23 protein-coding genes are annotated in these 24,984 nt (G+C 63.6%); 9 read left to right on the top strand and 14 right to left on the bottom strand.

The genetic code is table 11. The features are described 5' to 3' along the window. Positions 1-267 precede the first annotated feature (267 nt). The gene (locus QQK18_RS15090) at positions 268-2,139 is read left to right on the top strand and encodes an autotransporter assembly complex protein TamA (protein WP_284341181.1); all 1,872 of its coding nucleotides are present in this window, start codon (positions 268-270) and stop codon (positions 2,137-2,139) included. Then, positions 2,139-6,494, top strand: a complete 4,356-nt coding sequence (locus QQK18_RS15085; protein WP_284341180.1) for a translocation/assembly module TamB domain-containing protein — start codon at positions 2,139-2,141, stop codon at positions 6,492-6,494. Before QQK18_RS15090 ends, QQK18_RS15085 begins: the two co-directional genes overlap by 1 nt. 343 nt (positions 6,495-6,837) lie before the next feature. On the opposite strand, the gene QQK18_RS15080 is transcribed toward QQK18_RS15085, so the two are convergent. The 4 genes from QQK18_RS15080 to QQK18_RS15065 all read right to left on the bottom strand — a co-directional run bounded on the left by QQK18_RS15080 (position 6,838) and on the right by QQK18_RS15065 (position 12,620). After that, complete coding sequence (locus QQK18_RS15080; protein ID WP_284341179.1) at positions 6,838-8,658, bottom strand: extracellular solute-binding protein; 1,821 nt, start codon at positions 8,656-8,658, stop codon at positions 6,838-6,840. A 127-nt stretch (positions 8,659-8,785) separates the two neighbouring features. After that, a complete protein-coding gene (locus QQK18_RS15075) occupies positions 8,786-10,393 on the bottom strand; it encodes an ABC transporter ATP-binding protein (protein ID WP_284341178.1) in 1,608 nt (535 codons plus the stop codon). Continuing rightward, positions 10,390-11,523 (bottom strand): ABC transporter permease, encoded by a 1,134-nt coding sequence (locus tag QQK18_RS15070; protein WP_284341177.1) that lies wholly within the window; start codon positions 11,521-11,523, stop codon positions 10,390-10,392. Before QQK18_RS15070 ends, QQK18_RS15075 begins: the two co-directional genes overlap by 4 nt. Beyond that, entirely contained in the window at positions 11,520-12,620 is a 1,101-nt protein-coding gene (locus QQK18_RS15065; RefSeq protein ID WP_284341176.1) for a microcin C ABC transporter permease YejB, read from the bottom strand. Before QQK18_RS15065 ends, QQK18_RS15070 begins: the two co-directional genes overlap by 4 nt. 226 nt (positions 12,621-12,846) lie before the next feature. On the opposite strand from QQK18_RS15065, the gene QQK18_RS15060 reads away from it, so the two are divergent. After that, entirely contained in the window at positions 12,847-13,182 is a 336-nt protein-coding gene (locus QQK18_RS15060) for a cupin domain-containing protein (RefSeq protein ID WP_284341175.1), read from the top strand. 12 nt (positions 13,183-13,194) lie between these two features. On the opposite strand, the gene QQK18_RS15055 is transcribed toward QQK18_RS15060, so the two are convergent. The 4 genes from QQK18_RS15055 to QQK18_RS15040 all read right to left on the bottom strand — a co-directional run bounded on the left by QQK18_RS15055 (position 13,195) and on the right by QQK18_RS15040 (position 16,290). Then, on the bottom strand, positions 13,195-13,773 hold the full coding sequence (locus QQK18_RS15055) for a cyclodeaminase/cyclohydrolase family protein (protein WP_284341174.1): 579 nt from the start codon (positions 13,771-13,773) through the stop codon (positions 13,195-13,197). Positions 13,774-13,790: 17 nt separating this feature from the next. Beyond that, positions 13,791-14,648, bottom strand: coding sequence for a bifunctional 5,10-methylenetetrahydrofolate dehydrogenase/5,10-methenyltetrahydrofolate cyclohydrolase (locus tag QQK18_RS15050; RefSeq protein WP_284341264.1), 858 nt, complete (start codon positions 14,646-14,648; stop codon positions 13,791-13,793). 109 nt (positions 14,649-14,757) lie between these two features. Further along, a complete protein-coding gene (locus QQK18_RS15045; protein WP_284341263.1) occupies positions 14,758-15,399 on the bottom strand; it encodes an IMP cyclohydrolase in 642 nt (213 codons plus the stop codon). A gap of 210 nt (positions 15,400-15,609) precedes the next feature. After that, complete coding sequence (locus QQK18_RS15040; protein ID WP_284341173.1) at positions 15,610-16,290, bottom strand: ArsR/SmtB family transcription factor; 681 nt, start codon at positions 16,288-16,290, stop codon at positions 15,610-15,612. A gap of 73 nt (positions 16,291-16,363) precedes the next feature. On the opposite strand from QQK18_RS15040, the gene QQK18_RS15035 reads away from it, so the two are divergent. Together QQK18_RS15035 and QQK18_RS15030 are read left to right on the top strand one after the other, a co-directional pair. Further along, a complete protein-coding gene (locus QQK18_RS15035) occupies positions 16,364-16,693 on the top strand; it encodes an NIPSNAP family protein (RefSeq protein WP_284341172.1) in 330 nt (109 codons plus the stop codon). Next, positions 16,690-17,034 (top strand): antibiotic biosynthesis monooxygenase family protein, encoded by a 345-nt coding sequence (locus tag QQK18_RS15030; protein WP_284341171.1) that lies wholly within the window; start codon positions 16,690-16,692, stop codon positions 17,032-17,034. The genes QQK18_RS15035 and QQK18_RS15030 overlap by 4 nt, the downstream gene beginning before the upstream one ends. 3 nt (positions 17,035-17,037) lie before the next feature. Here QQK18_RS15030 and QQK18_RS15025 read toward each other — a convergent pair whose 3' ends face one another. Beyond that, the gene (locus QQK18_RS15025; RefSeq protein WP_284341170.1) at positions 17,038-17,670 is read right to left on the bottom strand and encodes a hypothetical protein; all 633 of its coding nucleotides are present in this window, start codon (positions 17,668-17,670) and stop codon (positions 17,038-17,040) included. A 114-nt stretch (positions 17,671-17,784) separates the two neighbouring features. On the opposite strand from QQK18_RS15025, the gene QQK18_RS15020 reads away from it, so the two are divergent. From QQK18_RS15020 to uxuA, 3 genes are all read left to right on the top strand, one after another. Continuing rightward, positions 17,785-18,240 carry a hypothetical protein gene (locus tag QQK18_RS15020; RefSeq protein ID WP_284341169.1) on the top strand — a complete coding sequence of 152 codons (456 nt, stop codon included), beginning with the start codon at positions 17,785-17,787 and terminating at the stop codon, positions 18,238-18,240. A gap of 7 nt (positions 18,241-18,247) precedes the next feature. Next, positions 18,248-18,865 (top strand): trimeric intracellular cation channel family protein, encoded by a 618-nt coding sequence (locus tag QQK18_RS15015; protein ID WP_284341168.1) that lies wholly within the window; start codon positions 18,248-18,250, stop codon positions 18,863-18,865. A gap of 75 nt (positions 18,866-18,940) precedes the next feature. Continuing rightward, on the top strand, positions 18,941-20,155 hold the full coding sequence (uxuA, locus tag QQK18_RS15010) for a mannonate dehydratase (RefSeq protein WP_284341167.1): 1,215 nt from the start codon (positions 18,941-18,943) through the stop codon (positions 20,153-20,155). Between the two features lie 3 nt (positions 20,156-20,158). Here uxuA and QQK18_RS15005 read toward each other — a convergent pair whose 3' ends face one another. Genes QQK18_RS15005 through QQK18_RS14985 form a run of 5 tightly spaced genes read right to left on the bottom strand, consistent with a single transcriptional unit; the run spans position 20,159 to position 24,525 of the window. Further along, positions 20,159-21,319 carry a succinylglutamate desuccinylase/aspartoacylase family protein gene (locus QQK18_RS15005; RefSeq protein ID WP_284341166.1) on the bottom strand — a complete coding sequence of 387 codons (1,161 nt, stop codon included), beginning with the start codon at positions 21,317-21,319 and terminating at the stop codon, positions 20,159-20,161. After that, complete coding sequence (locus tag QQK18_RS15000) at positions 21,307-22,041, bottom strand: ABC transporter permease (RefSeq protein ID WP_284341165.1); 735 nt, start codon at positions 22,039-22,041, stop codon at positions 21,307-21,309. Before QQK18_RS15000 ends, QQK18_RS15005 begins: the two co-directional genes overlap by 13 nt. After that, positions 22,041-22,889 carry an ABC transporter permease subunit gene (locus QQK18_RS14995; protein ID WP_284341164.1) on the bottom strand — a complete coding sequence of 283 codons (849 nt, stop codon included), beginning with the start codon at positions 22,887-22,889 and terminating at the stop codon, positions 22,041-22,043. Before QQK18_RS14995 ends, QQK18_RS15000 begins: the two co-directional genes overlap by 1 nt. 50 nt (positions 22,890-22,939) lie before the next feature. Next, positions 22,940-23,692 (bottom strand): transporter substrate-binding domain-containing protein, encoded by a 753-nt coding sequence (locus QQK18_RS14990; protein WP_284341163.1) that lies wholly within the window; start codon positions 23,690-23,692, stop codon positions 22,940-22,942. Between the two features lie 35 nt (positions 23,693-23,727). Then, positions 23,728-24,525: an ABC transporter ATP-binding protein gene (locus QQK18_RS14985; protein ID WP_284341162.1), complete on the bottom strand. Its 798-nt coding sequence runs from the start codon at positions 24,523-24,525 to the stop codon at positions 23,728-23,730. Between the two features lie 220 nt (positions 24,526-24,745). On the opposite strand from QQK18_RS14985, the gene QQK18_RS14980 reads away from it, so the two are divergent. Beyond that, positions 24,746-24,943, top strand: coding sequence for a CsbD family protein (locus QQK18_RS14980; protein ID WP_284341161.1), 198 nt, complete (start codon positions 24,746-24,748; stop codon positions 24,941-24,943). Positions 24,944-24,984: the final 41 nt, after the last annotated feature.

The following is a 24,984-nucleotide window of genomic DNA, read 5'->3' as shown; positions in this document are numbered from 1 at the left end:
CGCGTTGCCACTGCCGGCGACCGGAAGCAGCAATTTTGTGCACTTGCGGTATTCAAAGCTCTCCATCCGCCGTAAGCTCATGTCCTCGAAAGGGATGGGGACTGCGGCGCGAGGTGTCGGCGCCGCTGTGCCGCAAGAGTTAACGGAATTTTCTGGCCTTTCTGCGCCAGATACCGCGCCGCGTTCCTGGCGCGGTCAGTACACGATGGGACGAGACAGCTGACTCTCGCGCGCGTGATCTATTGCCTGGGCATCCTGAGTATCGCGTTGCCCGCAACAAGCGTCCTCCTGACGCCGCGCGCGGCTGCATTCGAACTCTTCGGCATCCGCTTCTTCGAAGACGACGCCGACCGCGATGCCGAGGCGGTGATCGTCGATCCGCAGCCCTACAGCGCCGAGATCGTCACCAATGCGACCGGCGATCTCGACAGCGCCATCCGCAACGCCTCCATGCTCGTTGCCGATCAGGAGGAGCCCGCTTCGGGTGCCGCCGGGCTTCTGGCCAAGGCACGCGGCGACTACCGCCGCATCACCGCCGCGCTCTATGGCGAAGGCTATTATGGCGGTACGGTCAACATCCTCGTCGGCGGTGTGGAAGCGGCGAGCCTTGCGCCCGACGTCAACCTGCCCGATCCGATTGCCGTCCAGGTTATCGTCAACCCGGGCCCCGAGTTCCGCTTCAACCGCCTCGCCATCGTCAACCAGGCGCCGCCGACGGACGATCCGGCCGACCATGTCGATCCTCCTGTAACGCTCGGCTATGCAACGGGGCAGGTCGCGCGTTCGGGAGTGGTGATCCGTGCCGAGGGGGTCGCGCTCGAAGCGTGGCGTCAGCAGGGTTATGCCAAGGCCGAGATCGTTAGTCGGGAAGTGGTTGCCGACCACGCCACCAATACTGTCGACGTCACCATCACCGTCGCACCTGGCCGGCCGGCCCGCTTTGGTTCGATCCAGGTCCAGGGCACCGAGCACATGGACCCGGCGTTCGTTGCCCGCCAAACCGGGCTCGTCGAGGGACAGGAATACGACCCCGATGATCTGGTGCTCGCCCAGAAGCGCCTCGACAGGCTGGAAGTCTTCCGCGCCGCCCGACTCAGTGCGGCAGAGACGATAAGCCCAAATGGGCTCCTGCCCTATACGCTCATCGTCCAGGAACAGCCGCTGCGCCGGTTCGGGGTGGGTGCGAATTTCTCGACCGTCGACGGGCTCGGGGTCGAGGCCTATCACCTCTGGCGCAACCTCTTTGGTCAGGCCGAGCGGCTGCGGCTCGATGCACGGGTCGCCGGTATCGGTTTCCCGGTCGAGACCGAAGAGTTCGACTATTTCTTCGGCGGCACCTTCACCAAACCGGGCATCTTCACGCCCGATACCGATCTGGTGACGACCGTCTCGGCTGAGCGCACGGTGCTCGATTCTTATACGGAAACCTCGGCGGGTGGCCGGGTGGGTTTGACCCACGTCTTTTCCGATCACATCACGGCCGAAGGTGGAGCGCTTTTCGAGGTGTCGCGGTTTGACGATGATTTCGGCACGCGCGACTTCATGATCGCCGGCGCCTATGGCGGCATCACGTTCGACAATCGCGACAACCCGCTCGATGCCACCGAAGGCTTCTATGCCTCGGCGCTGATCGAGCCGTTCTACGAGTTCAATTACGGCAATCCAGCGGCGCGCGCAGTGATCGAGGGACGCACTTATTTCGGCTTTGGCGAGACCGACAATGTCGTGCTCGCCGCGCGCGTGCGAGCGGGGGCGCTGATTGGCCCCGACCTCGACGAAATCCCGCCGGACCGGCTGTTCTTTGCCGGTGGTGGGGGGTCGGTGCGCGGCTATGCCTTCAAATCGATCGGCGTTGACGGACCGGGCGATACCGTGACCGGAGGCCGCTATCTTCTTGAAGGCTCGCTCGAGGCACGGGTCAGGGTGACGGGTGACATCGGCGTCGTCGGGTTCGTTGACGGCGGATATGTTGCCGCCGATACTTTCCCGGGCCTCGAGGACCTGCGGCTTGGTGCCGGCATAGGCGTGCGCTACGACACCGGTCTCGGACCGCTCAGGGCCGATCTCGCCTTCCCGCTCAACAAGCGCGACGGCGACCCGGACTATGCGATCTATCTGGGCATAGGACAGGCTTTCTGATGCTCAAGCGCCGCACATTGCTGCCGTATCGCTTCGCCGCGCTCGTCTTCGCGGGCCTGGCGCTGTTCGTTGCCGTTCCTTTCGTCGTTGCCTTCGCCCAGGACGGCGAGGCCTACCAGGACTTGTCGAACGAAGAGCAGAAGGACTGGCTGACCCAGTTCGTTCAGGATCGGTTGTCGACCCCGGAACGGCAAATCAGCCTTTCCAACATCGATGGGATTCTCGGCTCGGACGTTTCGGTTCGGCTCATCACCATTTCCGATGCTGAGGGCGTGTGGCTGCGCATCAACAATGCGCGTCTCAACTGGAACCAGGCGGCACTGTTCGTCGGTCGGCTGGAGGTGCGCTCGCTGACGGCCGATTCCATCGAATATATCCGTAACGCAGTGCCGAGCCGGGACGCATCGCCGGACCTGCCGTCACCCGAGGCCGGCGGATTCGAGGTGCCGGAGTTTCCGGTAGCGGTCCTCATCGAGCAACTCTCGGTGCCGCGCGTCACCTTCGGGGAAGGCGTCTTCGGCCTCGGATCAGAAATCTCGCTCACCGGTGCCTTCACCCTCGAAGGTGGCAATCTCGACGCCACGCTCGACATCGAGCGCCTCGACGGACCTGGCGGCACACTCGATCTCGATGTCGCCTATACCGGCGCCGACCAGAACGTCGATATTGGTGTGACCCTTACCGAGCCGCCGAACGGCATTCTTGCCAACCTCCTCAACCTGGAGGGGCGCCCGGCGGTGGAGCTGACGCTGGCGGGCAGCGGTCCGGTTTCGGATCTGACGACGGAGCTGACCTTCACTGCCAACGATCGGACCGCGCTTGCGGGTGCGGCGACCATCACCCAAACGGAGGCAGGTTTCCTCGTCGGCGCGAACCTCACCGGGGCGCTTGCCGATCTGATGGCTGCGCCTTACCGGCAGTTCTTTGGCGAAGAAACGCGGCTCACCGCTGATGCTCTGGTGCGCAGCGAGGGTGGCTTTGCCATCTCCAACCTGGAGATCACGGGCGGACAGCTGGCGCTTTCCGGCAATCTCGAAACCACGCCCGACAACTTCCTGCGCCGTGTGGACCTCGAAGCAGTCATCGACAACCCTTCAGGCGGGTCGGTGACACTGCCAGTTCCGGGTGGCGATACCACCGTCGAGTCAGCGCGCATAACCGTCGACTACGGTGCCGACGATTCCGAAGCGTGGAGCGCAAACGTCGTCGTCTCGGAACTCTCCACCAGCGGGTTCGCTGCCGAGAGGACAGCGCTCAACCTCTCGGGCGTTGCGGCAAACCTTGACGATCCAACCAGCCGGCGCGTGACGCTCAATGGCGACGGCACGCTCTCGGGGATCGCGGCTTCCGAGGAAGTCAAGGCGGCGCTTGGCGATTCCATCGGGCTCGGCATTGCCGGGCTGTGGACCGCAGGCGAGCCAATCCAGATCGCCGAGTTGCGTGTGGCGGGCGAGGCGCTGACCATGGCACTCGGCGGCACCCTCGACGATATGGTTTTTGACGGCGACATCGGCCTCGAGACCGCCAGCATCGCGCCGTTTTCGGATCTTGCGGGCCGCGATCTCTCTGGTGGGCTGACGCTGGCGGCGAGCGGCACCATCAGCCCGCTGACCGGCGGCTTCAACCTCACGCTCGACGGCACCGGCACGGGCCTTGCCATCAGCGACGACATCGCCGACCGGCTGCTCGAAGGCGAGGTCGCCCTTTCCGGACGCGTGGCGCGCACCGAAGCGGGGCTCGAGGCGGAAGGCTTCCGGCTCGGCAATGACAAGCTGCTTCTGACCGCCGACGGCACCATCGCCACCGGCACTGCCGATTTCGGCTTCGATCTTGATCTCGCCGATCTCGCGCTCCTTTCCGAGGAAGCGTCCGGGCGGCTGACTGTCACTGGCACCGCGCGCGGCGAGGAAGGCACCGTCGCGCTCGACCTCGATGCCACGGTGCCGTCTGGCGAGCTTGTCGGCCGTCCGTTGCGGCAGGCGCAGTTTGGCTTTGAGGGGACGCTGATCGAATCCGCGATTTCCGGAAGGGTCAGCGGGGACGCCCTGCTCGATGGCCACAATGTGGGCCTTGCAGCAGACGTTGCCGCCAACAACCAGGGCACGCGGCTCTCCAACATTGCGTTCGAGACCGCCGGGACACGCGTCACCGGCGATATCACCCGACGCCCCGACGGTCTGATGTCAGGCAATCTGTCGGTCGACGCCACCGATATCGCCAATGCCGCCGCGCTGGCGCTGGTCGAGGCCAGCGGCGCCGTCGATGCCGACGTCACCCTCTCGATCGTCGAGGAGACACAGAGCGCCGAGATCGTCGGGTCCGTTCGGGATCTTGCCGTCGAGAACGTCCGCGTCGCCTCTGCCGACATCACCGCGACCGCGAGCGATCTCTTCGGCGTGCCGGCCGTCAATGGGCGGCTGACCGGCAGCGGCATCTCCGCTGCCGGAGTCGAGGTGAGTCAGCTCACCGCCACCGCCAGCCAGAGCGGCGAGACTACGAGCTTTGATGCACAGGCCAACCTTGCGACCGGCACCGATGTCGACGTTGCCGGCTCGCTCGCACCGGAGGGCACAGGCTATCGCCTCGCCCTCGACCGCGCCAATCTGGTGCAGGGCGAGCTTTCGGCGCGGCTTGCCAATCCGACGGTCCTCGTTGTCGAGGGTTCGTCCGTGTCGCTCGACGCGGTGCGCTTCAATGTCGGTTCGGGTAGCATCACTGCCTCGGGTACAGCCGGCGAAACGCTTTCGATCGATCTTGCTGTCAACGCGCTGCCGCTGTCGATCGCCAACACCGTAGCGCCTGACCTCGGCCTTGCGGGCACGCTCGACGGGCGGGCGCAGGTCACCGGCACGGGCAGCGACCCGCGCGTAAGCTTTACCGCCGAAGGCACCGGACTCGACGCGGCCGCCATTCGCGATATCGGCATTGCTCCGCTCACTGCCTCGGTCAATGGCAGCTTTGCCGGCAACACCGTCACGCTCGCTGCCGTGCGGGCGAGTGGCGCCGGCGGACTGCAGATTTCCGGCTCCGGCACGGTGCCGCTGGAGGGTGGGGGCCTTGCCCTGACGCTCACCGGCTCGGCGCCGCTTTCGCTTGCCAACCGCTACCTTGCCGATCGCGGCGGGCAGGCGACGGGCGTTGCCAACCTCGATGCGCGTGTATCGGGGAGTCTCTCCAGCCCAGAGTTCAGCGGCAGCGTCTCGGTCAGTGATGCCAGCTATACTGACCCCGAGGCCAACCTGAGGTTGGTCGGCATCAACGGGCGCGCCACGCTTTCCGGGACGCAGGCGCGGATTGAAAGTCTTTCCGCCGGGCTCTCGACCGGCGGCAGCATCTCGGGCTCGGGCACGATCGGGCTCTCGGGCCAGTTTCCTGCCAATCTTACCCTGTCGCTCAATTCGGCTCGCTATACAGACGGTGAGCTTTTTGTTGCGACAGCGTCGGGGAACCTCGCCGTCACCGGTAATCTTCTGGGTAATCCACTCATTGCGGGCAACGTCCTCATCGAAGAGGCCAACATCACTGTTCCTGAGTCCTTCGGCGGCGGGGCGGTGCTCATCGATGTGGAGCATGTCCACACACCCCGACCGGTCGAGGCCACGCTGGCCCGGGCGCGCATAGCCGAGGGTGGCGCGCCCACCCCGCGCACCCGCCCGCCGGGAATCCTGCTTGACGTCACGGTCAATGCACCCAACCAGATCTTCATCCGCGGGCGTGGGCTCGATGCCGAGGTCGGCGGCTCGGTGCGGCTCACCGGCCCGATCAACAACATTCAGCCCGTCGGCGGCTTCCAAATGACCCGCGGCCGCCTTGCCATCCTCGGCCAGCGCATCACCTTCGAGACCGGTTCAGTCACGCTCCTCGGCGATCTCGATCCGGCGCTCAACTTCGTCGCCCGCTCAGAGGGGGACGGCATTACTGTCTTTGTGACTGTTGCCGGACGCGTGTCCGATCTCGAGGTCACCTTCACCTCAAACCCCGCGCTGCCGCAGGACGAGGTGCTGGCCCGGCTGATCTTCAACCGCTCGGTCGGAGAACTGACGCCGCTGCAGGTGGCGCGCCTGGCGGCCGCGGCGGCCGAACTTGCCGGAGGCAGCGGCGGCGGAGGGCTGCTTGGGTCCCTGCGCGAAGGTGCGGGGCTTGCCGACCTCGACATCGTCACGGACGACGAGGGCAATGTCGGTGTAGCCGCCGGTACCTATCTCCAGGACAATGTCTATCTCGGGGTCGAGGCCACCGGCGCGCAGAGCCGGGTCACCATCAATCTCGACGTCACCGACGATATCAAGGTCACCGGCGCCGCCGGGGCCGACGGGAACACCAGCCTCGGCGTCTATTACGAGAAGGACTATTAGCTGCATCCCGCCGTGTGCGCCTCACTACGCGCACTGGATGCGTCCTGGCCTCCCTCCCCCTTGTGGGGAGGGTAGCGCAGCTTGGGCCGTAGGCCCCTAGCGAAGCTAGGGGTGGGGGTCTGCCTCGGCAGGAGCCGTCGCATCGCGTTTGCTGCGGCATACTCCCACCCTGCTCGATCACGGACTTAGCTGGCGCTAAGTCCTATCTCGCTTCCCCTGCCATTCGAGCGTAGCTCTCATGGCCTTGCTCGCTCAAATCGCTCCACTGGAGCGATTTGTCCCTTTGGGCCGCTCACAAGCCCGCACAAGGGGGAGGGAGGGGACCGCGATGCACCTTCGTTGGCTAGCGCGCAACGCCCGTGCGCGCGGCCTTCTCCTCGTCGTACCACCAGATCGTCGGAAAGCCGATGGAATACTCTGGCAGCGTCGGCGGATGACTGAAGCGATCCCACCGAGCGATGCGGGCGGTGCGCAGGGTGTAGCTGGGGACGACGAAATGATGGGCCATAAGCACGCGGTCGAGGGCGCGCGTTGCCGCTTCCAGCGTTTCGCGATCATCGGCGAAGATGACCTTGTCGATGAGCGCGTCGATGCCCGGATCGGCGATGCCGGCGTAGTTGCTGGAACCTTCCTCATTGGCTGATACCGAGCCAAAAAAGTAGCGCTGCTCGTTACCCGGGGAAGCCGATTGCGCCCAGGCGCTATAGATCATGTCGAAATCAAAGCTGCGTACACGATTGATGTATTGCGGCGAGTCGACGACGCGGATGGTGGCGGCGATGCCGATTTGCGCGAGATGGTCACGGAAGCTGGATGCGACGGGCTCGATCACGGGACCATTGAGGAGGATTTCAAAGGCAAGCTGCTGGCCGTTAGCATCTACGAGCTGGGTGCCTTCAAGGCGATATCCAGCTTCCGTCAACAGAGAAAGTGCTGTGCGCAGGTTTTCGCGTAGTGCCCTGGCGTCCTCACTTGCCGGGTTTTTGTATTCCTCGGTGAAGACTTCTGGCGGAACGAGATCGCGCACCGATTCTAGAATCTCCAGTTCCTCGCCTTCAGGCAGTCCTTTCCATCGAAGGTCATCAAGGCCAAAAAAATAGGAATCGATGCGGTCGTACTGCCCGTAGAATAGGGTGCGGCTCAACTCCTCGAAATTGAACGCATAGTTCAGCGCTTCCCGGACCCTCGAGTCCTGGAATCGCTGCTGACGCAGATTAGGGATAAAGCCGAACAACACGCCGCTGCCGTTGTACTGTTGCGGGAACAATTCCTTAATCACGCGGTTTTCACGTACAGCCGGAAAGTCGTAGCCGGTCGCCCAGCGGCGGGCGGTATTTTCGAGCCACCAGTCGAATTGGTCGCCTTTGAAGGCCTCGAACTGGACGGTCGTATCGAGATAATATTCGTATCGGATTTCATCAAAATTGTTGGCCCCGATTTGGGTCGGATGGTCTAGACCCCAATAATCTGACACGCGCTCATAAGTGATCGAGCGCCCGGCCTCGAAATTCCTGATGCGATAAGGGCCGGAGCCGAGCGGAGGTTCGAGGGTCGAGCGACGGATATCGCGCTTGTTGCCCTTGGCGTCGGTGCCTTCCCACCAGTGCTTTGGCAGAACGAGGAGTTGTCCAACGATCTTGGGCAGCTCGCGGTTGCCCGCCTGATCGAAGGTGAAGGTCACTTCGCCCGGCGCTGTCTCTTCGACGCCCGTGACATTGGCATAATACTGGGCCTGATTGGGATTGATCTCCACGATCGTCTCGAAGGACCAGATCACGTCCTCGGCCGTCACCGGGTCGCCATCATGCCACCGCGCGTCAGGATTCAGCCGGAATGTGACCGATGAATAGTCATCCGGATAGCTGATCGCGTCGGCCAGAAGGCCATAATCGACCAGGTTCTCATCGAACGAGGGCGTCGTCAGCGTCTCATAAATCAGCCCGAGGCCGTCAGCGGGTTCGCCCTGCGGCAGAGCGGGGTTGAATGTGTCGAAGCCGCCAGTTGCAGCCAGACGGACCAGCCCGCCCTTGGGCGCGTCCGGATTGACGTGGTCGAAGTGGGCGAACCCCTCCGGATATTTCGGTTCCACGCCGAGGGACGTTGCATGATGCCATAGACGCTCCTGCGCCAGACTCTGTTGTGCGGGGACGAAAGCGGCGATCATCAGGGCGGCAGTGAGTGCGAGGGCGGCTTTCATCGGGGCTTCCTGGGGCAGGTTCTTTTGTTTCAGCTTAGTGGATAGCCGGTGCGAGTTCTACAACGCGCCCGCGGGGCAACCGTTTCGGGAGCGCTCAGGTTTTCGCGCCGCCCTCGACCACGGCGAGATTGAGAGCCGCCGCGAGCAGCGATTTGGTATAAGGCTCGCGCGGTCGCTCGAAGATGTCGACGGCCGAACCCTCTTCGACGATCCTGCCGTCCTTCATCACCACGACCCGGCTGGCGAGTGCGCGCACCACTCGCAGGTCATGGGAGATGAAGAGGTAGGTCAGGCCCTTTGCCGCCTGCAGGTCGCGCAGCAGGTCGACGATCTGGGCCTGGATCGAGACGTCGAGCGCAGAGGTCGGCTCGTCGAGGACCAGGAGTCTCGGCGAGAGCACCATGGCGCGGGCGATGGCGATGCGCTGGCGCTGGCCGCCGGAGAATTCATGCGGATAGCGATGACGGTCGGCGGGTTCGAGCCCCACGTCCTCGAGAGCGGCGACAACCCGCGCCTCGCGTTCGGCTGTACCGAGCCCACGCGCGTGGACCTTCAAGCCTTCCCCGATGATCTCGGCCACGGACATGCGCGGGCTCAGCGATCCATACGGGTCCTGGAAGACGATCTGCATGTTGGCGCGCAGCGGGCGCATGGCTTTCCAGGATTTGCCCTGGATATCCTCACCCAGAAAGACGATGCGGCCTGTCGAAGAAACAAGCCGCAGAAGCGCGAGCCCGAGCGTCGATTTGCCCGAGCCGCTTTCGCCGACGATACCGAGCGTTTCGCCCTCGCGGATGGAGATGTCGATCCCGTCCACCGCCTTGACGTGACCAACAGTGCGGCGCAGGAGCCCGGCGCGGATCGGAAACCAGATCTTCAGGTCCTGCGCCTCGACAATCGTCCCGCCGCTTGCGGCGGGAGCGGGCCTCCCCTTCGGCTCGGCGGCGATGAGGTGACGCGTATAGGCGTGGCGCGGGGCCGAAAAGATTGTTTCGGTCGGTCCTTGTTCGACGATCTCGCCTTCCGTCATCACGCAGGTGCGGTCGGCGATCTTTTTCACGATCGCGAGGTCATGGGTGATGAACAGCATCGCCATGCCCAGCTTTTGCTGCAGGTCCTTGAGCAGCGTCAGGATCTGGGCCTGCACCGTCACGTCGAGCGCGGTCGTCGGCTCGTCGGCGATCAGCAGGTCCGGCTCGTTGGCGAGCGCCATGGCGATCATGACGCGCTGGCGCTGGCCGCCCGAGAGCTGGTGGGGATAGGCGCCGAGCCGGCTTGCCGGATCGGTGATGCCGACCTGCGCAAGGAGTTCCAGCGTCCTGGCGCGGGCCGCGTTTGCCCGCAATCCGCGATGGATGGCAAGGATCTCGCCCACCTGTCGCTCGATAGTGTGGACCGGGTTGAGCGAGGTCATCGGCTCCTGGAAGATCATCGAGATGTCGCTGCCGCGCACCTGGCGCAGTTCGGCGTCGGTCGCCGTCATCAGGTCCCGGCCCTTGAACAGCACCGCGCCTTTCGGGTGCGAAGCGGCTGGATAGGGCAACAGCTTGAGGACCGAAAGCGCGGTCACCGACTTGCCCGATCCGCTCTCGCCGACAAGGGCCACCGTCTCGCCGGGATCGATGTCGAGCGAAACGCCCCTGACCGCCTCGGTCGCCCCGAAGCGAACGTATAGGTCACGGATGGAGAGAAGAGCACTCATCGCAGCGTCTTCCTCGGGTCAAAGGCGTCGCGCACGGCTTCGCCGATGAAGACCAAAAGGGTCAGCATCACCGAGATGGTTGCGAAGCCGGTGATGCCGAGCCAGGGGGCCTGCAGGTTGTTCTTGCCCTGTGCCAGGAGTTCTCCGAGCGAGGGCGATCCGACCGGCAGGCCGAAGCCGAGGAAGTCGAGCGAAGTGAGCGTTGCGACCGACCCGGAGAGGATGAAGGGCATGAAGGTGAGGGTTGCGACCATCGCATTGGGCAACAGGTGTCGGACCATCACAGTGGCGTTGGAGACGCCGAGCGCGCGCGCGGCATTGACGTATTCGAAATTGCGTGCGCGCAGGAATTCAGCACGCACGATACCGACCAGCGACACCCAGGAAAACAGCAGCAGGATGCCGAGCAGCACCCAGAAGCTGGGGGCGATGACGCTCGAGATGATGAGGAGCACATAAAGCGACGGGATCGACGTCCAGATCTCGATGAAGCGCTGGAAGATGAGGTCGGTCCAGCCGCCGAAATAGCCTTGGACAGCGCCCGCCGCCACTCCGACCAGCGAGGAGATGATGGTTAGCGTCAACCCGAAGAGAATCGAGATGCGGAAGCCGTAGATCAGCCGGGCGAGGACGTCCCGGCCGCTGGCATCGGTGCCGAGCCAGTGCATGTTGGCGTTGATGCAGAACGGATCCTGGAGGCCGCCAGGCAGACCGGCGCAGTTCTCCTGCCAGCTCATCATCCATGAGGGCGGAGAGGGAAAGGGGACGGGAACGGCCGTGTCGACGGTCGAATAGGAAAAGCGGATGGGCGGCCAGACCATCCAGCCATTGGCTTCGATTTCCTCGTAGTTCAGGGGATTGCGGTAGTCGGTCAGGGCGAGGAACCCGCCGAACTTGGCCTCGGGATAATTGACGAGGGCCGGCACCAGCAATTCCCCCTTATACATGGCGATGATTGGACGGTCGTTGGCGATGAACTCGGCGCCGAGGGTCACGACGAAAAGCACGAGGAATATCCAGAATGACCATCTGCCGCGCCGGTTGCGTCGGAAGTTGTCGAGCCGCCGCCGGTTGATCGGTGAGAGCCATCCGGTGGGCCGGGTTTCGGCCGGGTTCAGGACCTCGTTCATACGTCTCGGCTCTCGAAATCGATGCGCGGGTCGATCCACATATAAGCGAGATCGGAGATCAGACCGATGATCAGCCCCAGCAGCGAAAAGATGTAGAGGGTGGCAAACACCACGGGATAGTCGCGGTTGGTGATCGCCTGGAAGCCGAGCAGCCCCAGCCCGTCGAGCGAGAAAATGGTCTCGATCAGCACGGAGCCGGTAAAGAACGCCGAAACGAACGCGGCCGGAAAGCTGGCGATGATCAGCAGCATGGCGTTGCGGAAGACGTGACCGTACAGCACCCGGCGTTCGGTCAGCCCCTTGGCGCGGGCGGTGACCACATATTGCTTGCCGATCTCGTCGAGGAAGGAATTCTTGGTCAGGAGCGTCACCGTGGCGAAGGCGCCGATTGCCATGGAGATGATCGGCAGCGTCAGATGCCAGAAATAGTCAAGGATCTGCCGGTACCAGGGCATCGTCTCCCAGCCGGAAGAGGTGAGGCCGCGCAGCGGGAAGATCGACCAGAAGCTGCCGCCGGCAAAGAGCACGATCAGCAGGATGGCCACGAGGAACCCGGGTACCGCGTAGCCTACGACGACGATGGTCGAGGTCCAGACGTCGAAGCGCGAGCCGTCCCTGACGGCCTTGCGGATGCCGAGCGGTATGGAGATGCCGTAGCCGATCAGGGTCATCCACAGGCCGAGCGAGATCGAGACCGGCATTTTTTCGGCAATGAGGTCGATGACCGAGATATCGCGGTAGTAGCTGCGACCGAAATCGAAGCGCAGGTAGTTGCCGAGCATGGTGACGAACCGCTCGAGGGGCGGCTTATCGAAGCCGAACTGGGCTTCGATGCGCGCGATGAGCTCGGGCGACAGGCCACGCGAACCGCGATAGGCGCTCCGCTCGCCTTGGGCCGGCTGGGCCTGGCCGGCGAAATCGCCTCCCTCGCTGCCGGTGATGCGCTCGGAAACTCCGACGGCTGTGCCGCTCATTTGAGCGATGGCCTGCTCCACCGGCCCGCCCGGGGCGAACTGAACGACGATGAAGGAGATGACCATGATGCCGAAGATGGTCGGTATCATCAGGGCCAAACGGCGCAGGATATAGGCGGCCATTGCGTCTCCCGCCCGACCGGTCCGGGCTCTGACTTCTAAAGCCTTGCTCTCGCCGGCTCCCGGAGCAAATCACCTTGCGGTGACAGGGCTTGTCCCGAATCCACCATGTTCGCCGGGCCTTGGCAAGCAGGCGCGTTTTGATCGGATGGCAGGGCAGGGCGGGCTCGCCACCGCGCCTGCGATGTGCTACCGGCATCGGCCCATAGCGCCATCAGGGAGAGAATATATGGCCACCGCAAAGCTCGTTGCTCAGCCGGGTGAGACGCCCTGGACCGATCTCGGCAATGGCAACCGCCGCCGGGTGCTGATCCACACTCCCGACCTGATGCAGGTCGAGTTCGGATTCGACAAGGGCGCGGTCGGCGCCCTGCATTCGCATCCGCATGTGCAGGTGAGTTACGTCGCCGAAGGTCGGTTCGAGGTGACGATCGACGGCAAAACGCAGGTGGTCGACAAGGGCGGCAGCTTCATCGTGCCTTCGGGGCTCGAGCACGGAGTGGTCGCGCTCGAGGCCGGCCGGCTCATCGACGTCTTCATGCCGCACCGGGCTGATTTTCTCTAGTTGGTCCTGACCCTAGCTGCCTGCCTCCGAAGCGCGGATCGCATCTCTGAGCTGCGTGGCTCGTGCCACAACAGTATCGCGCTGTTCGATGGGCAGCCAGGTTAGATTAGCGTCGACATTGAGCAAGACAGCAAGCCCGGCGGAGCGCAGCAGCTGCATGCCGGCCTCGACATCGCTGACGATCATCTTGCTGACCAGCGGCTTGACGTCGTGGGCAAGATGCAAGGCCTGGACCACAACCTCTCCGGCGTCGAGGGGAACATTGCAGGCCGCTGCGGCGGCTGCAGCCAAAGCCCGATCCCTGGTCGACTTCTGGACATCGTCTTGCATTGGCAATCGGTACGCAGCCATGAATTGGCTGAACCCGGCAATGTCGGCGTCGGCCAGGTCCGCGAGCTTGCGGCGAAGCGCCTCGATCGTGCCCAGTGACTCGCCGAGCACGGCCCCGTGAGCGGCTCCAGCCTTGCCTTTCAGGGATACGTTGATGGCCATCGCGACCAGCCCGGCACCAAGGACTCCCGCCACCAGCGACACCGAGCCGCCGCCGGGTGTTGGACTGCTGCTTGCGACCTCATCGGCGAAATCAGCCAACGACGTATTCCAGATTGTCACTGCTCGCTCCCGGTCTGAAGGGCAATCGCCTTCAACAGGTTCTTGAAGAGAAACACCGTGGTCAGCGGGCCGACACCGCCCGGGACAGGGGTGTAGGCCTTAACCACGTGGCCCACAGCCTCGGCGTCCACGTCACCGAGCACTTTGCCGGAGCTGTAGTCTGTCCCGGCGTCGACTACGACCTGGCCCGCCCTCACATGCGCGGCACCAACAAGGCCAGCTCGACCGGTGGCCGTGAACAGGATGTCGCACTGGCTGGTGAGCGACGGCAAATCGGATGTGCCGGAATGACAGTGGATGACCGTGGCTCCGCGGTTGATCAGCATATGCGCGAGGGGCCTTCCCACGGTGCGTCCGCGTCCGATGACGGTGACGAGCTTTCCTGCAACCTTGGTTTCACTTTCGGCAGGTGCGATGCAGGCTTGCGGCGTTGCGGGCGCGATCGCAACCTCCTCATTTCCTACGGCGACCCGCGCGACGTTGAAATCGCTCAGCCCATCGATGTCCTTCTGGGGGGCGAGGCAGTTGATCGCAATGTTTGCATCGAGACCGCGCCTCAGCGGCAGCTCGAGCAGGACGCCGTGGACCATGGGATCGTTCGACAATGCCTCCATCCGCTGATTGAGGGCCGCCTGGGTCGTCGATGCATCAAGAACTTCGATCCGAACCTCGATGCCGAGCTCCTTGGCGATCCGGTCCTTGACGCGGGCGTATGACAATGCGGCACTGTCGTCGGTTGCCACGACCACCGCCATGCACGGTACCCGTCCCGCCTGCTTTTCCTCTGCGACGTGGGCGACAATTTCCCGGCGCGCGCCCTCTACCAGCTCCTTCGACGTCAAGACCGGTGCCATCGTCACCTTTCCGCCCACAGCTGGGCAATTGTTCCGATCGACAAGTGCACCGGAGATCAACGTCTCTCATAGGTCCTGGGCAGCGACATCCACGAGCTCCAGGTCCGCATCAAGCTGAGACATTGAGTGTTGCAACCTCGACGCCCGCGCTCGTTGCTACGGAAGCCGCCGCGCAAATCGGTTTTTCGAAATCTGAAAATACTGAGGAAGCGGTGATGTGATGGCAAACGTCAATCGCCTTGGTTTCATTGAAGTCGGGATCTATCTGCCCCTTTTGCGGAAGCGGGAATTCGTAGGTGGTGATGGAAGCCATTTGGCCACTGGAAGCCTCAACCGGCATCACCACCAAGCTGGTCGCGGTCACACTACCTAACCAGAGCCTATTTTCAGCACGGTCTATCAGTCCGCAAATACGTGGAGTGTCATACTGGTCGAATTCTCGGTCGAGGCCTATCAGAACACTGAGAATCGCGTCTCGGGGGTCGTTGCCCGATTTCAGCCGCTCATAAATCGGCCGCGTATGAGTTCCGTTGCTGACTACAGAATATCGTTCGTTCCAGAGCACGCACTCATAAGCAATATAGGGGCTGTCGGACACAGCATCCGCACTGCCAGGCCGAGCAACTATCTGTACGGCCTGGCCTGTTCTCTGCGCAATTCGGTTCGGAAATGATCGGCTTGAAACCCTATAGGCAGCCACGAGCTCTCCCTTACGGGTACGCCCCACCCCTACAATCCGCCCGACATACATCTGCACCAACCTCAATCGCCACCTGATGCGCCCGTTTATTGCCATAGGCGGCATTCGTCATCAGCAAGTTCAAGATATTTGCGAACCTTCCTCGTCCCAGCCCACGACGGAAAGACTAGGTCGTGTCCTTGGAGGTGGTGTAGGCGATCGGTGGTTATCGGCGGTTTTCCTCATGGTCTGGTTGCTTGCGCCGACCTGAACGGAAACTAGTCAGGTCTCGGTGCCGAAGGTCTCCCGGAACGAGGCAAGACCCGGCCGGGTGAAAGTGAGCACGCGGCCCGCTTCGCGCTTCACCCAGCCCCTGTCGATCATTGCGGTGAGGAGTGCGGCGCCGAGCGCGCCGGCGAGATGGCTGCGCCGCTCGCTCCAGTCGAGGCATGCGCGGCAGAGCGGGCGGCGGGTCGCGCCGATGGCTTCAAGATCGATGCCGAAGCGAGTAAAGGTCTCGCGGCCCTGCGGCGTCAGTCCGAGGCCGGCGTCGCCCGCGACCAGTCCACGACTCTTCAGCCCTTCGAGGAGTTCAATGCCGCGTTCGCCCGCCAGGTGGTCGTAGCAGATGCGCGCCATGCGCAGCGCCGGATCGCGCGGTCCGGTGCGAACGCGCGTGGCGCCGGTGCGTTGGGCGAGGCCCATCAAAGCTTCGAGTGCCTCGGCGACATCCGTGCCTGACAAGGCAAAATAACGGTGCCTGCCCTGCTTGCGCGCCGTCAGGAGCCTGGCTGTTTCGAGCCGGGCGAGATGGCTGCTGGCAGTCTGTGCCGTCACGCCGGCGATAGCTGCCAGTTCCGCAGCGGTCAGCGCGCGACCGTCCATCAGCGCCTCGAGCATATTGGCGCGGGCAGGATCGCCGATCAGGGATGCGACCTGGGCAATGACAGGGCCGTCTTTCATAGTTCGACCGTAGCCGAAGCATGATTGCATCGCAATGGGCTAGAACCGGGGCGTCGAGACCTGGAGAACGACCATGCTCACCTGCTTCATCCGCTATGACATCGAACCCGATCGCGTCGACGCCTTCGAACACTACGCCCGCAACTGGGGCGAGGCGATCCCGCGCTGCGGCGCCGACCTCATCGGTTATTTCGCTCCGCACGAGGGCTCGGCAACGACAGCCTACGGCATCTACAACATCGAGAGTCTTTCGGCCTATGAAGCCTATCGCGCGCGGTTGCGTGAGGATCCGTTGGGGAGGGAGAACTTTACCTTCGCGCGACAGGAAAAATTCATCCGTCGGGAGGATCGCATTTTCCTCCGTCTGGTTTCGGCGCCGCACGCCAAGCCGGTGCGGCCATGATCGCGGTTATCTTCGAGGTCGTGCCGGCCGAGGGGAAGATGGGCCACTATCTCGACTACGCCGGCGCTCTGGCGGCAGATCTTCAGGAGATGGACGGCTTCATCTGCGCCGAGCGTTTCCAGAGCCTCACCGAGCCGGAGAAGCTGCTTTCGCTCTCTTTCTGGCGCGACGAAGCGGCGGTCAAAGCCTGGCGCAACCATCCGGTGCATCGCGTCACGCAGGCGAAGGGGCGTTTGGGGCTCTTTCGACACTATAGGCTGCGGGTGGCGGCGGTCGTACGCGACTACGGGCTCCATGAGCGCGGTCAGGCGCCGCAGGACAGTCGCGCCGCGCACGGGTAGGTTTCAGGCTCGGGCGCACTCGATCTCGCGCAGCATCTCGGCATACTCGGCGCTGTGATCGCCGTCGGCATTGGCCATGCCGCGTTTGGTCAGCCATCCGCGGCGTGGCGGAATGTAGCTGTAGATGCCGCGCCTGGGTGTGTCGCGCCAGCCGAGATTGAAGGCGGCATAGTGCGGGAAGAACTGCATGTGGTCATAGGGCAGGTGGTCGTGCACCCACCAGGCGAGGGCCTCCCAGTGACCGGTGCGCTCGTAGTAGGCGATGAAGCTGTTGACGACGATGCAGGCGGTGGCGCCCATATTGCCGGCCGCATCGCGCCGGTCCCAGATATGCACGGCATAGTTGCTCTCGTTGCTGCCGCAGTTCAGCTTGTTCTCGTTGCCGAAGCGGTTGACCGCCGGCGAGCGATAGGAGGAGCGGACGGAGATGCGCCCGAACCGCTCCTGGAGCGGTTCCAGCAATTCGTCGCACAGCCTGCGGCCGGCGGCGATGGCAAGGTCGGGATCGTCGGGAAGGTTGGGGATGGCATGTATCGCCGAGATTTCCGAATAGAGGAAGTCGCGCATGAAAAAGCTCTTCGACAGGCGCACCCGCCCGAACGTTTCCAGCGATCTCACGCTTGTCGGCTTGCGCACGGCTTTCCCTCCCGATCTTAACCGAGTGATCACGGCGAAGCTGTAACGCTTTGTATTGAGCGATATAAACGGCTTGGGGGCAAACCGGTTTTGACGGCAATGCGCGGGAACATCATGGGTTGGTTGGCAAGGTCGTCCCTGCTCGCGGGCGTTGGCCTTTGCACGATGCTGTCTTCAGTGGCGGCGCAAGGCGTTGCCGAGGTCAACGAGCACATCGAAGCGCTGCTCGGCGACGCCGACGCGTTCGAGGTTGCCTTCGAGGTGCTGCAGCATGCAATTGCCGGGCATGACGCCGAGACCGTCGCCTCGCTCGTCGACTATCCGCTCGACGTCGTCATCGACGGGCGCCGGATCGTCATAGAGGAAGAGGCCGAATTCGTCGAACGCTATGACGAGATCGTCACCGACCCGGTGGAGGCGGCGGTCACGGATCAGGCCTATGCCGATCTCTTCGTCAACGGCGACGGGGTGATGTTCGGCGACGGGGAGGTTTGGATGAGCGCCTATTGCACCGACAGGTCCTGCGAGGCCGTCTACTGGCTCGTACGCGCCATCAACATCCCGGAATAGGCAGGCAATGTTGCTGACTGTCATCTTCTATATCGGCATCACCGTCGAGGCTATGACGGCGGCGCTGGCTGCCGGGCGGCGCAACATGGACTGGTTCGGCGTCTGTCTCATTGCCAGCGTCACCGCGCTCGGCGGCGGCACGACGCGCGACATCCTGCTCGACCACTATCCGCTGACCTGGGTCCTGAACCCTTATCTCCTGCTGATCGTGTGCGCGGCGGCGCTCTTTACCGTCGCGATTGCCCGTGTCGCGCACCGGCTGCGCTGGCCGTTCCTGCTGCTCGACGCGGTGGGGCTCGTTGCCTTCACCATCATCGGCTGCAATGTCGGTATCGAGGCGGGGCACCATCCGATCATCGTCATCGTCGCCGGCATGCTGACCGGCATTACCGGCGGCATTCTGCGCGATGTCCTCTGCAATGACATCCCGCTGGTCTTTACCGGAGAGCTCTACGCAACGGTCTCGATCGTGACCGGCACGCTCTATTATGCTGGCCTGACAGCAGGCCTGCCCGCTGATCTCGTTATCCTCGTTGCCATTTTCATCGGCTTTCCGCTGCGCGTCGCCGCGCTCGTCTTCCGTTGGGAAATGCCCAAGTTCGTCTACGACAAGGATCTTCGGTAACAGTCCCGGGGGCTTCCCGCCCGCCGGCCGTTATGGCAAAGGTTCTGCCATACAAGATCAGTTGGAGACGCCCTCGTGAAGCAGACCTGGCGGTGGTTCGGGCCGCATGACCTGACCAGCATCGACGACATCACCCAAGCGGGCGCGACGGGCGTGGTCAGCGCGCTGCACCACATTCCCAACGGGCAGGTGTGGACGCGCGAGGAAATCGCCAAGCGTCACCGTGAGATCGCCACCCGCAAGGACGGCTCGCCTTCGGGCCTCACCTGGGACGTTGTCGAGAGCCTGCCGGTTTCCGAGGACGTCAAAAAGCAGAAGGGCGACTGGCACGCCCATATCGAGGCCTACAAGGTCTCGATGGCCAGTCTTGCCGAAAGCGGCATCGAGGTGGTCTGCTATAATTTCATGCCGGTGCTCGACTGGACGCGCACCGATATCCGCTGGGCCCTGCCCAATGGCGGTTCGTGCATGCGCTTCGACATTGCCGATTTCGCCGCCTTCGACATCCACATTCTCGCGCGCCCAGGGGCGGGGGCCGATTACAGCAACGCGGTGGCCGACGAGGCGGGGCGTCGCTTCGCCGATATGGACGAGGATGCGAAAAAGCAGCTTTCACGCAACGTCACCATGGGACTGCCCGGTTCGAGCGAGTCGATGACGCTCGATGACGTCAGGGCCCACCTTGCCGAGTATGGCAGCATCTCGCCCGACCATTTGCGCGGGCACTTCATCGATTTCCTCGAAGCCGTCGTGCCGACCGCCGAGAAGCTCGGCATCAGGCTCTGCTGCCATCCGGACGATCCGCCGTTCGCGCTGCTCGGTCTGCCGCGGATCATGTCGACCGAGGCTGATTACAAGACGATGCTCGATGCGGTCGACAGCCCCGCCAACGGCATGACGCTCTGCTCGGGCTCGCTCGGCGCACGGCCGGACAATGATTTGCCGGGTATGATGCGGCGCCTGGGCGATCGCGTGCACTTCCTGCATTTGCGCAACGTCAAGCGGGACGACGCCGACATCGCCGGCTCCTTTTTTGAGGCCGAGCACCTCGCAGGAGATACCGACATGGTCGCGCTCATCGCCGAGATCGTGCGTGAGGAACAGCGCCGCAAGGCAGCCGGCCGTGCGGACCACCAGATCCCCATGCGCCCCGACCACGGGCAGGACATCCTCGACGATCTTAACCGGCGGGCCCAGCCGGGCTACCCGACCATCGGGCGGATGAAGGGTCTGGCGGAACTGCGCGGGGTCATCACCGCGCTCGAGCATCGAGAGTACGGCGTGAGCTGAGGTTCAGTCCTCCAACAGATAACCGCCTGACCGGGACACCAGAGGTTGCGTCCCGACGATCTTGGCAATGGCGCCGCCGCGCGGCACGTATTTGCCGAGTGCCCGGGAGAGCACGAAGCCGTCGGTGCCGGCAAGGACGGGCGTGCGGGCGATGAAGGCCTGTGGCCCATCCATGGCGATGAGATCGGCGACGGGTTGGCCTGTCTTGACGGTTTCGCCCAGCTCGACCCGATAGGCAAGGAGCCCTGGCCGGTCGACGCGCAGCACTTCGGTTGCTTCGAAGGGCGTTGCGGCGGGCGCCGACGCGGGCCGCGGGCCAGGATCGGCGTCGATCAGACCCCTCCCGGCAAAGAAGCCGAAGAGCCCCTTTGCGTCCGCCAGCCCCATCTCGTCGAAGACGTCGGCTTGTCCGCGATATTCGAGGGTTGCGGTTTCGGCGGCCATCGGAATGGGCTTGTCCGGGTTGGCTCGTGCTGCCTGGCGGTAGAGCTGTGGCAGGACTTCGTCGAAAGAACCACCGCCGCTGTCCTCCGCGGTCAGCGTCGCCGCGGCGCCCATCCAATCGGCGAGATCCCTGAAGCCGGGCATCAGCTCGGGCGAGGTGAAAATGTGCTTGAGGCTGTCGTTGTCGCAATGGAGGTCGAGCATGATGTCGGCATCGTGCGCCGAGCGCAGCACGGCGAGCCGCAGTTCCTCGGCCGCCGACCGGGGCCGTTGTCCGTCAATCCAGTCGCGTACTGCATGACGCAATGTGGCGACGTTGGCCCGCGGATCGGCGCCGAGCCGGCCCCCGACTGCGCCCGAAACTGCGGCATAGAGGTCCGGCCAACGGCGGTTGTAGTTGACGCCGGTCGTGTTGTCGTAGCGTCCGAGATGCGTGCGCAGCGACCAGTTGGCCAGCCCCAGCGGGTTGACCGAGGGGAAGACGGCAAAGCGGGCGCGCAATTGTCCCATCGCATCGGCGTCCCGCAACATCACCAGAAGATGATGCAGCGCCATGGTTCCCGGTTGCTCGTCGGCATGGAGCGCGGCCTGCAGGTGCACCTTGACCGGGGCGTCCTGCGGACCGACGGTATAGGAATAGAGGGTGGTTGCGGAGCCGGGCGTATCGCCGGCAAGTACGAAAGTCGTCTGCTCGAAGGTCATTGAGATCAGCGAAGCCATTTGGGGGAAAAGCGGATTTTCGGCGCGCGCTCGAGATGGCGTACGAGCCGCTCATAGATGCGCCCGAACACGAAGAAGACGACGAGCGAAACGGCCAGGAAATAGAGCGCGGCGATGGGAAAATGGAGATAGGCGTTGAAGTCGCGCTCGAAAGCCTCCTTGGCGCGGATCATCAGGTCCTTCTGCTCGCCGATGACGGGCAAGGCGAAGTAGACGATGGCGGTCGCATGAAAGAGGAAGACCACCTCGTTGGTATAGGCTGGCCAGGCGAGGCGGATCATGTGCGGCCAGGTGACCGAGCGGAACTGCTGCCAGGGGCCCATGCCGTAGGCACGGGCGGCTTCCAGCTCGCCGTGCGGCACGGCACGCAGGGCCCCGTAGAAGATCTCGGCGGTATAGGCGGTGGTGTTGAGCACCAGCACCAGGGGGCCGAGGAACAAGGGGTGCAGCACCAGCCAGTCGATGCCCATCGGCTTCCAGGTCGAGATATTCATCGAAAGGGCCAGCGAATAGAACATGAAGAGCTGGATGAAGAGCGGAGAGCCGCGAAAGGCGTAGATGTAGCCGCGCGAGACGGCAGAGATCAGCGGGTTTTTCGACCCCTTGCCGAAGGCGAAGAGGATGGCAAGGCCGAAGCCGATCGGTATGGAGGCGGCGGCGAAATAGATGTTGAACAGCGCGGCGGGCGCGAACCGCAGGATTTCATTGAGGATCACCTCCATTAGCGGCGCACCTCGGCAAGGACACCGCGCCCGGCGCGGCGCATCAGCGCCTCGAAGCCTTTTTCGGAGAGCCAGGTGACAAGGATATAGAAGACGAGCAGAGCAAGGTAATAACGCCAGCGCCAGTCGGGGTGGACGAGGCCGACCGCAGGCAGGAAGTTGGGGGCGCCCAGCCGGTCTGCCCATAGCACGATATCGGCGATCTGCAGGAGCGACAGCAGCGAGGTTGCCTTGACCAGCAGCAGCCAGACATTGGAGAGCCCGGGCAGGGCATAGACCCACATCTGGCGGATCTGGAAGCGCCAGCGCACCTGAGCGGCCGAAAAGCCGTAGGCGCGGGCCGCTTCCAGCTGTCCTTGCGGCACGGCGCGCATGGCCCCGTGGATGACGTTGGTGGCGAAGGCGCCGTAGACGAGGCCGAGCGAGACACTGGCGAGCAGCAGGTATTCGGTGGTGCCAAGGAACCAGTTGGCCTGCGGGCACGGCGGCCACGGAGCAACGCTCGCCGCGATGCTGTCGGGCGTGCACACGCGGCTCGAAACGAACCATTCGACGGTCTGTTCGAAGGCCAGGGGGAAGAAGAGGAAGAAGAGCACGTCCGGCACGCCGCGCACGATCGCCGAGTAGAAGTCACCCACGGCGCGCAGCGGCAGGAAACGCGCGTTCTTGAGGCTCGCGCCGACCAGGCCGAAAACGAGGGCGAGGGCGCCGCCTATCAGCGCAGCGAAGATGGTGAACTGGAAGCTCGCATACCAGGCGAGGTGCTTGCCATTGGTCAGATAGCCGATCCAGAACGCAGCATCGTCGCCGAGCCCATCGCGCATCCATTCTGGCAGCAGGTCGAGCATCGGCACCTTTCAGGCAAGGCCGGGACGGTGGCCGCCCCGGCCCTTCGGATTTATTCGGTAAAGAACGGGCCAGCGCCGTCGAACCACTGCGCGATCAGTGCATCGACCGTGCCATCGGCCTTGAGCGCGGCAAGAGAGGTATTCCAGGTTTCGAGCAGTTCGGCATCGCCCTTGCGAATACCGGCGCCGACGCCGTTACCGATCATCACCTCCTCACCGACGAACTCGATGGCCCCGTTCGAAGCATCGACCACCGGCTGGAGGTAGGCGCCGTCGGCAAGGATGGTGTCGAGGTTGCCGGCGGCAAGGTCGGCCATGGCCTGGTCGGCGGTCGCGAACGCGACGATGGTATTGTCGTCACCCAGGTTCTCTTCGGCCCATGCCGCCTGGATGGTCGCGCCCTGAACGCCCACGCGCGCGCCCGAAAGGTCGGAGAAATCGAGGTCCGCGCCGGCATTGGCGACGAACTTGGAGGGATCGGGCGGGAAATAGTTGTCGGAGAAGTCGATGGTCTCAAGCCGCTCATCGGTAATCGACATGCCGGCCATGATCACATCGTAATTGCCCGCGAGCAGGTTCGGGATGATCGAATCCCAGTCGTTGATGACGATCTCGCAGGTGATGCCGGCCTCTTCGCAGATGGCGTTGGCGAGGTCGATCTCGTAGCCGGCCGGCTCGCCCGCATCGTTGAGGAAATTCCAAGGCGCATAGGCGCCTTCAGTGGCGATGCGCACGGTCTCCTGGGCATTGGCGCCCATCGACAGGGCCGCGAAGGCCGCAGTCGCGAGAATGAGTTTCTTCATGATTGTCGTCTCCTTGTTGTCGTTGATCGTTCGGGTCAGCGGTGGTCGCCGGCGCTGAGGAACTGGCGCAGCCGCGCCGATCTGGTGGCCCCGAACACCTCCTCTGGCGTTCCCTCTTCCTCGACGAGGCCCTGGTGCAGGAAGATCACCCGGTCCGATACCGTGCGGGCGAAGTCCATGTCGTGGGTAACGAGGATCATGGTGCGTCCCTCGTCGGCCAGGAGCTTGATCACACGCAGGACTTCGACCTCGAGCTCTGGATCGAGCGCCGACGTCGGTTCGTCAAACAGCATCACACGCGGACGGATGCAGAGCGCGCGGGCGATAGCGGCGCGTTGCTGCTGGCCGCCCGAAAGCTGGGCGGGGTAACTGTCCGCCTTGGCGCCGATACCGACCTTCTCGAGCAGCGCCCGCGCCTCGGCCTCGACTTCGGCGCGTGGGCGCTTCTGCACATGGAGCGGCGCTTCCATGACATTGTCGAGGACGGAAAGGTGCGTCCACAGGTTGAACGACTGGAAGACCATGCCGAGCTCGGAGCGGATGTGGCGGATCTGCCGTTCGTCGGCGATCGCCCGATGCGGCGGCTGGCCACGCAGGCGGATCTCCTCGCCGTCGATGAAGACCGCGCCGGAATCGGGCACCTCGAGCATGTTGATGCAGCGCAGAAGCGTCGATTTGCCGGAACCGGATGAGCCGATCAGCGAAATGACTTCTCCTTCGGCTGCCGAGAAGGAAACACCCTTGAGGACTTCGAGCGCTCCGAAGGACTTGTGCAGGTCCCTGATCTCCACGACCGGCGTGGCCGCGGTCTCGACGGCTTGGGCTTGCGACATCATCACCTGTTTACCGCCAACCGGCGGACGTTTCCTTCTGGTCGTTGCCTCTTGGTTGTGCGGGCAACTTCAGTCGCCTCAAACAAATGCAAAAGTTCTCCATTGGCAAGCGAAATGACGCAAGCGTCATAGGTAATGGCGAGGAACCGCGCGTGCCTGCGGGCGTTTTTCAACCATCACCGTCATGCGGCGGATTTCTGCGAATCAATGGAGAAGAGACATGAACTGGAACCAGGTTGAAGGCAACTGGACGCAATTGAAGGGCAAGGTTCAGACTCAGTGGGGTAAGCTGACCGACGACGATCTCGACATGATCGAGGGGAATCGCAAGCAGTTGGCCGGCAAACTTCAGGAGCGTTACGGCAAGGCCGAGGAAGAGGCCGACCGCGAAATCGACGATTGGCTCTCGCGCAACTGAGCAGGCATCCCCGCCCGATCAAACGAAACGCCCCGCCGGTC

This window comes from Devosia nitrariae (assembly GCF_030160115.1).
GTDB lineage: Bacteria > Pseudomonadota > Alphaproteobacteria > Rhizobiales > Devosiaceae > Devosia > Devosia nitrariae.
This window is presented reverse-complemented; position numbering and strand designations above follow the sequence as displayed.

Excerpts from the sequence above, each read along its gene's own strand:
- QQK18_RS15085 (WP_284341180.1), top strand. The coding sequence starts at position 2,139 with ATGCTCAAGCGCCGCACATTGCTGCCGTATCGCTTCGCCGCGCTCGTC.
- QQK18_RS15080 (WP_284341179.1), bottom strand. The coding sequence starts at position 8,658 with ATGATCGCCGCTTTCGTCCCCGCACAACAGAGTCTGGCGCAGGAGCGT.
- QQK18_RS15075 (WP_284341178.1), bottom strand. The coding sequence starts at position 10,393 with ATGAGTGCTCTTCTCTCCATCCGTGACCTATACGTTCGCTTCGGGGCG.
- QQK18_RS15070 (WP_284341177.1), bottom strand. The coding sequence starts at position 11,523 with ATGAACGAGGTCCTGAACCCGGCCGAAACCCGGCCCACCGGATGGCTC.
- QQK18_RS15065 (WP_284341176.1), bottom strand. The coding sequence starts at position 12,620 with ATGGCCGCCTATATCCTGCGCCGTTTGGCCCTGATGATACCGACCATC.
- QQK18_RS15060 (WP_284341175.1), top strand. The coding sequence starts at position 12,847 with ATGGCCACCGCAAAGCTCGTTGCTCAGCCGGGTGAGACGCCCTGGACC.
- QQK18_RS15050 (WP_284341264.1), bottom strand. The coding sequence starts at position 14,648 with ATGGCACCGGTCTTGACGTCGAAGGAGCTGGTAGAGGGCGCGCGCCGG.
- QQK18_RS15045 (WP_284341263.1), bottom strand. The coding sequence starts at position 15,399 with ATGTATGTCGGGCGGATTGTAGGGGTGGGGCGTACCCGTAAGGGAGAG.
- QQK18_RS15040 (WP_284341173.1), bottom strand. The coding sequence starts at position 16,290 with ATGAAAGACGGCCCTGTCATTGCCCAGGTCGCATCCCTGATCGGCGAT.
- QQK18_RS15035 (WP_284341172.1), top strand. The coding sequence starts at position 16,364 with ATGCTCACCTGCTTCATCCGCTATGACATCGAACCCGATCGCGTCGAC.
- QQK18_RS15030 (WP_284341171.1), top strand. The coding sequence starts at position 16,690 with ATGATCGCGGTTATCTTCGAGGTCGTGCCGGCCGAGGGGAAGATGGGC.
- QQK18_RS15020 (WP_284341169.1), top strand. The coding sequence starts at position 17,785 with ATGGGTTGGTTGGCAAGGTCGTCCCTGCTCGCGGGCGTTGGCCTTTGC.
- QQK18_RS15015 (WP_284341168.1), top strand. The coding sequence starts at position 18,248 with ATGTTGCTGACTGTCATCTTCTATATCGGCATCACCGTCGAGGCTATG.
- QQK18_RS15005 (WP_284341166.1), bottom strand. The coding sequence starts at position 21,319 with ATGGCTTCGCTGATCTCAATGACCTTCGAGCAGACGACTTTCGTACTT.
- QQK18_RS15000 (WP_284341165.1), bottom strand. The coding sequence starts at position 22,041 with ATGGAGGTGATCCTCAATGAAATCCTGCGGTTCGCGCCCGCCGCGCTG.
- QQK18_RS14995 (WP_284341164.1), bottom strand. The coding sequence starts at position 22,889 with ATGCTCGACCTGCTGCCAGAATGGATGCGCGATGGGCTCGGCGACGAT.
- QQK18_RS14990 (WP_284341163.1), bottom strand. The coding sequence starts at position 23,692 with ATGAAGAAACTCATTCTCGCGACTGCGGCCTTCGCGGCCCTGTCGATG.
- QQK18_RS14985 (WP_284341162.1), bottom strand. The coding sequence starts at position 24,525 with ATGTCGCAAGCCCAAGCCGTCGAGACCGCGGCCACGCCGGTCGTGGAG.
- QQK18_RS14980 (WP_284341161.1), top strand. The coding sequence starts at position 24,746 with ATGAACTGGAACCAGGTTGAAGGCAACTGGACGCAATTGAAGGGCAAG.